This window comes from Aureispira sp. CCB-QB1 (assembly GCF_000724545.1).
Classification (GTDB): domain Bacteria; phylum Bacteroidota; class Bacteroidia; order Chitinophagales; family Saprospiraceae; genus Aureispira.
In genome coordinates, this window is record NZ_JHBV01000024.1 from 185567 (window position 1) to 193066 (window position 7500).

General features: G+C 35.2%; 2 protein-coding genes. Both read left to right on the plus strand.

Annotated features, from left to right (window positions below):
- Positions 1 to 73 precede the first annotated feature (73 nt).
- The gene (locus CG11_RS12065) at positions 74 to 5965 is read left to right on the plus strand and encodes a hypothetical protein (protein WP_052596532.1); all 5892 of its coding nucleotides are present in this window, start codon (positions 74 to 76) and stop codon (positions 5963 to 5965) included.
- A 238-nt stretch (positions 5966 to 6203) separates the two neighbouring features.
- Complete coding sequence (gene metF / locus CG11_RS12070) at positions 6204 to 7160, plus strand: methylenetetrahydrofolate reductase [NAD(P)H] (RefSeq protein ID WP_052596535.1); 957 nt, start codon at positions 6204 to 6206, stop codon at positions 7158 to 7160.
- Positions 7161 to 7500: the final 340 nt, after the last annotated feature.

The window sequence follows — 7500 nt, forward strand, 5'->3', positions numbered from 1 at the left end:
AAAATAATTTCATCACACTCCAATTACGATAAACTCCAACTATATCTGTAATCGGGTCAAAACTCTACTTATTATGTCAAAGAACAATCCAGTCGATGATTTAAAAGAAGCTTCATTCAACATGAAGAAGTACTTTAAAACTCCAGAAGAACTTACCAAAAGTGGCTTTAGTGACTATCAAATGAAGCGCTTAAAAAAGGCTTTGAATAAAGACCTGCGGAATGCTCCTTTTTTATTTATCACAGACTTTGAATTTACAGAAGCCAAAGGAGCTGAAAAATATCCTATGATTTTTACTGGTAATGTCAATGGATTTTGGAAAAAAGCAATTAACAGCGATTACAAACGTAGAAAAGAATTTGCGCAAGGAACCTGTAGTTTGGTTGAAGATGATTCAGGAAAACAAAAGCTAATTCTAGATATAAAGAAAGGTAAAGGTCAAAGAGATGCCAACTTAAGGTTGTTAAACAAAGTTTTGCTAAAACGCCTAAAGGTAACGGCAGAATTTGCACAAGCAACAAACAACAGTTCAGAAAATGGAGACGAACAAGCTTCTATTATTGATACCTTGGGAGATACTATTGTCAGCCAAACAACTTCTGTTTTTGGTCGTATTCAACAAGAAGTTGCCCGTTATCAAAAAAGTTCCCCCGACAATATGGAAGCTAGAATTAGGCATCTAGAAATTATTCGTACTCTGATAAGTGAATGGGAAATTACGTATAAAGGTCATAAAAGTGAGCGTAAAGAAGAATACAAGCAAATAAAAAAACTAAAAGCTTTCTTGATTGAGGCCCAAATAAGCTATAACCCTACTGCTCTAAATAAAGAGTTATTAGCTTCTTTTAGAGAAGATTTAAAAAGCTATCTTCTTAATAGAAATGAATTTATAACCAATGCTAAAAGTTATAAAGCCAATAATACAACAGGGGAAAAATTAAAAGAATTGTACAATGAGTTGCATATTTTGGACTCCAATATTACCGACTGGAAACTAACCAATCCCAAACCTAGCAAAGAAGAGTTAAAAGCTGTTGGTCAACTTGATAGTAGAATTGTCATAGAACTAAAAGATTTGCGCAAATGGCTGAAAAAAGAAGGAGTTGATCACAACAGTATTGATCCTTACCAACACAAAGTAACAGAAACCAAGGAACAGGATGCTCGTGATTTGGCAAAATTAGTAGCTGATACGAACTTGCCAGCATTAAAACCAGTTAGTCGCGCTAGTAGTACTTTCAAGAAATTATTTGCTGCCTACGAAGAATATGGCTCTATTTCTAAAGAAGATATTGAAATGCGCAAAGTTAAATTGTTGCAAATCACTGCCTTTGTCAATCAATGGAAGAAAGAGTGGGAAAACAAAAGTTCTCTTAGCAAAAAATTAAGCAATGCTAAAAAAGAAAAAGTTGAAGTTGAAAAAATAGAAGAGAAGTTAGTTGAGTATTTGGAAAAAATTAATGCATTTACTTCCAAGCGAGACAACTACTTGGATATTATCAATGCCCACCGAGAGTTTCAAAAACTAAAACTAGAATACAAGGCAACTCCTGAATCTGAAGATAAAGCAACTTATCTAATGGATAATATCAATTATATGATTGATGAATGGCAAATGCATTATACTAATATTTCTGCTTTTGGAACCAAAAAGAAAAACAAAAAATTAGAGTTGATCCGCCAAGAGTTAGTCGATTTTGTCGTTCAACAAGGGCAGCAAAAACAAACAGACGATACCAATGCGGTTTTGGAGCAACTCACCCAAAACAAAGTAGAGGAAAATAGACAAGTTCTAGAAACTTTAGAAGAGCAGACCAAAAAAGCGTTTTATGATCAACCTGAAAATAAAAAGGCGCTGGAAGCGATAGAAGAGGAAAGAAGACTCCTTGAGGAACAAAAATTAAATCTTGAAAAAGAGAAAGATGGTATTCCTAAAGAAACTGCTTTGGGAGGGATTCAACACCAATTGAATCAATTGAATTTTCGCCAAACTAACTTGGAGGCGCCAATAAGAAAAGTTATTACCGATAAAGCGGAAGAATTAAATCAAAGCTTAATTGAAGATAAAAAAGCAATTATTGAACAAATTGTTGTTTACATTGCTAGTAAACTTTCTGAAAATGCTGACAATGGAACTTTTAGCGCTCAATTGTTTGAAACTAGGGATCAAATAAAAAAGCACCAAAATATACTGCAAAAACATCAAGGATCTTCCTCTAAAAAGATTCAAGCAACGCTAGTAGATGTTCAAGCTAAATTAGAACAACTAAAGAAAAAGAAACGCAAACTCAAAAAACAGGCGATCCAAGAGGCTTACCCCAAAATAAGTGCCTTGGCAAAACACTTAGCAGAAGATTTGGCAAAAAAACACCAACTTTCTTCTGAACAGTTTCAAGAAGTCTTGTTAAAACTAGAAGATCATACGACTTATTTGAGTAGTAGCTTAGACAAGGATGCTAAAAAACTCTGTTACCAAACTGCCAAAGGTATTATTAATGATGCACACTTCGATTTAGATAATATCAATCAAAATATAAAAACTAAACTTACATATGATTATAGTAATGATGAGGAATTAAAATCAATTGGTTTAAATGCGAATGATTTGCAAAAATTGAAAGTAACGGACCAAAAAGAACGAAACAAGCAGTTAAAATCTTGGTATAAAAAAGTCAATATTTGGGAAACTAAAATAGGAGATTATTATCCTAGCCCTGATTTAGACCAAGCAATTAAGGATATTGAAAAATACAAAAATGAAATTGCGCCAATCAAGGAACAAGTAAAAACCATTGCAGATTTAGCAGAATTGGAGAAACAAATCAAAGTATTGACTGCCAACCAAACTACTTTAAAAAAACAGGCATTAGACGCTGAGAAAAAATTGATAAAAGCAAGTCCTGAAAAAAAGGCTGCAATTGTAGATAAAATTAACCAGAAAAAGGCCCAACACATTGAAACTACCTTGAAATTGAAAGACTTATCGCTTCAATGGGAAACTGCCTACGACTCTATTAGCGATGCAGCTTTTGCCAAAAAGAAAGCAAGTCGCAAAGAAAAAATTCATATAGGTACAGCATCATTTGACCAACAGCTCAAAGATCTCAATGATCAAGCTAAAATCAGCGAAAAACACCAATTAGCCCTTACCATTCAAGATAAATATAAGGCAACTAATTTTCAATACAATAGCTCTGATAATAGTGTTCTCAAAGAGGCCAAGCAGGATAATATCAAAGCTATACAAAAGCAAATTGTTGCTTGGGAAAGTATTTCTGTTGTTTTATTGCGGGAGGAAGAAATTCAAGAGCAAGGAGCTGATGCCAGTGCTATAAAAGTTATTCGAGATGCTTTGTTAACGGAGCAATATCGTTATGATAATGCTGTTACTATTTACAAAGATCCACTTTTTGAAAGTATTCAAAAACAGATTGATAAGCTCAACTTAGAAGCACTGTTTAAAGATAAAAAGGTATTGGGCGTTAAAATTAATATAGGTATTATTAAACAAATTTATGGTTTAGAACGCTTGTTAACATCTTGGAAAGAATCGAATGCGACTTCAGATGCACAAACCTTGGATAAGTATGCCTTGGTCCGAGATTGGGAAGCTAAATTTGAAGCTATAAAAATGAGTCCTGTTGGTATTCGCTCACTAGAACAACAAGAATTTTTATTACGGGCAAAAGAATTAGAAGATCGTTATAAAAAATACACTGACCTTTCCATTGATATTTCTGTCGAAGATTTAAAAACACTAAAAAAGGTCTTAGTTGACGGGGTGCAAAAAGCAAAAGCTCAATTATTTCTGCCCAAACGAGCCAATGCCATCTTGGGCAAAGTAGAAACGGAGTTCCTTGAATTTGAGAGAAATATGTTCCTCAAAATTCATGAAGCCAAACAAAAAGATGAAGCAAAAGTGCTGAGCTTATTGGAAGGTTGCGATTCTTATGACAACATAAAAGATATTTTACCACCTGAAAAACAACAAGCAATAGAAAATGCTCGAGATAAAGCTGTGCAAAGAGCTGAATTAATTTTAGCTGCTGGCGGAAGCCCTACAGAGGCAGAACGAATGTTAGAACATATTCCTATTGTTTTTTGGCCAGATCAGTTTTTAGAAGAAATGCGTTTGTGGCGTAAAGCAGAAGCACTTTACTTTGAAAAGAAAGGAGAGGAGGCCAAACAAGAATTTATTGATTCGGGACTCAAGGAATTTATTATGAATGCTAAAGAAGCTATTACAGCTCCAATGGCTGTTTATAATGAGGTTCTAGCAAGTGGCAAATACCAATTGGAGGTTAAAAATCCCGATGGAACGACCAAAAAAGTAGAGTTCAACATCTTAGATGCTTCCCACGAAAAAGAGGTCAACCCTGATGGTTCTCCAATGAAAGGAAGCAAAATTGCAACAAACGTTTTAAGTTCTGCTCTTGATGCCAAAACAGCCATTACGGATATTAAAAATATCATTGACTCTCGAAAAGATGACGACCCTGAGGCAATTCGGAAGCGTCAAGTAATGATAGGGAAAGTAATTGCTAGTACTACTCAAAAGTTATGTGATAATGCTACCAAATACTTAAATACAACTGCCGAAGGAGTCAATGGTCCCAAGATTGCGACTGCTGTTCTCAAAAGTGTGTCTCTATTGACAAAGCTTATCTTAAAAAGTACAGAAGGTCTTGAAGATCCTGTCTTGGCTAAAGATCATTTCAAAGAAGTATTTTCGGTCGAAAATGCTGGGGAAATTGTAGGCACTCTATTAGAAGTTGGGGCTGGTGTTAGTGAAATTGTAGGGTTATTTAATTCTGTTGGTAACGTAGTTGGTTCTGCTTTTGGTGTTGCTGTCAACGTCAAAGCGCTAATTGCTAGTGCTCAAAAATTACATGCTGCTATCCAAGCTAAAAATGATATGCGCTCTGTAGAAGAACGTGCTGTAAGAGAGGATAGTATCATGTTGCATGCTATTCGTAGAGAAATGTTGACAGCAAAAGAAGAAGTAGCAAAAGGTGCTGTGGAAGTTACTGGCGATTCGTTGAAAGTTGTTGGTTCTGGAACAGCTACCGTGGGAGCTATCGTTGGTTTGGGTCAGCCAGCTGTAGGGGCAGGTATCAATGTTGGTGGAAAAATCGTAGAAAAATTAGGCGATGTTATCAAAATCAGTGGGAAAGTCGTCTTTATGATTCGAGACAACGAAACCAAGAAACGCGTCAAAAAATTAATGAAAGAAGCTCAAACAGATAGAAATGCTCGTATAGAACTGCTAGAAAATAGCTCTTTCTTTGCTAAAGCTTATCTCGCTATTGGTTTTGAAGAAGGTGACAAAATCGCTGAGCATTACTGTTTGGTAAAAGGTATTACTGAAGATGATTTAGACCATGAGGCAACGGCTCGTTCTATCCTTGAAAAACTAATTGCTGATGATCCAACAACAACAGATGAAAAAACAATTGGTGACAAGGTTCAAGATTTTGCTAATAATCTCAAAGGAATACATCAAAAGTATCTAAAACTTAACCAAGCAAACCTCCAGTTAGGTAGTGTAAAAGAACTACGCCCGAGCGTACAATCAGTTGTTGATACGTACAAAACACTAGGTAAAATTTCTACTGGTGTAACAGTTGCTTCGGTAATTACAACCGTACTAACCAGTGGTTTAGGCCAAATTACATTCTTAGGGGACGAAGCGCTTGAGGCCTATATTGAAGATTGTGCAGAACATTTGAAAGAGTTGAATGGTTTCTTAACCTATATGACAGAACATCAAGATTTGAATATCAAGGGTTTAATTCAGCGAATAGAAACCTTAAATCAAGAGTTGGATGGTATTTCTGACAATGACTTGGTGTTAGAAAAAATACAAGAAATCACTGAAAGAGAAGAAGATATAAGAAATAGAAAATTATATATTCAAGAAATTATTGAATCTAAAAAACTATTTGCAGAGATTGGAATTGTATAAATATGAGGTAAAATCAATGCTGTGGGTTTCGAAATACAATTTGCCATTGTTCTTGCCACAGCATATTGAAATTTTACCAATCAACATAAAGTGCCTTATATAGTTGGATTTATGTGGAGAGGCTGTTTGCTCATGGCAAATGGCCTTTTTTTATTGAAGTTCTTTGAAAAAATATATCTTTGCAGCATCTAACTATCTACTTAACTGTATTCATTCAGTTTTTAGACAACCAATAACTATGAAAGTAACCGATCACTTTAAGGCAGCCAATGGCGAGACCTTAATCTCTTTTGAAATTTTGCCCCCGCTCAAAGGAGGAAAAATTCAAAGTATTTTTGATACACTAGATCCATTGATGGAATTTAATCCTCCATTCATTGATGTTACCTACCATCGCGAAGAATTTATTTACAAAAAACGTTCTAGCGGCTATTACGAAAAAGTAGCCATGCGTAAGCGACCAGGAACAGTAGGCATTTGTGCGGCTATCATGCATCGTTATGGAGTAGACGCTGTCCCTCATTTAATTTGTGGTGGATTTAGTATAGAAGAAACAGAAAATGCTTTAATCGATTTACAGTTCTTAGGCATCGACAATGTTTTAGTACTTCGTGGTGATGCCCGTAAATTTGAAGGCAAATTTATTCCCGAACCCAATGGGCATCCTTATGCACTTGATTTGGTCAAACAATTGGTCAATATGAACGAGGGAATTTATCTAGATAATGATATTACCAATGCAGAACCTTCAGATTTCTGTATTGCTGTTGCAGGTTATCCAGAAAAACATTTTGAAGCGCCAAATCATCAAAGCGATTTGTACTTTTTAAAGCAAAAAATAGACGCAGGAGCAGAATATATTGTCACTCAAATGTTCTTTGACAATCAACAATATTTTGATTTTGTGGATCGCTGTCGAGCTGTCGGTATCAATGTTCCTATTGTACCTGGCTTAAAACCTATTACTAAGAAGTATCAATTAAATTCTATTCCTCGTTTGTTCCACTTAGACATTCCCAAAGACTTTTCAGATGCGTTGTTAGCAGCCAAAGATGCTGAAGCACGTCGTCAAGTTGGTATCGAATGGACTGTTGCTCAATCGAAAGAATTAAAAGCCGCTGGGGTGCCTTGCTTGCACTACTATACAATGGGTGATGTTGACACAATAAAAGAAATTGTTGGGCAGATTTATTAATCGTACAACTACAAAATACAAATAGAGCAGCTTATTTTATAATAATAAGCTGCTCTTGTATTTTTACCAATACTTCATCAAGTTAAAGCAAAAAACCACGACTACGCAATAACAGCGTCACTAAATACTATTTTTAATGAATCTTGTTAAATCTATAAGCAACAATTAATTGCAGACTAGACCATCGCAAGCCATAGTCTATATCAACTGTCTTTTGGGTTTCTTTTAAATTGGAATAAGCCGCTACTAACTCAACATTAAGTACTCAGAAATAAGTAATCGTATATTCTTTACCGTACTGTTGTAATATCGAAATTGCTCTCTCAGCCAAAACTTCCAT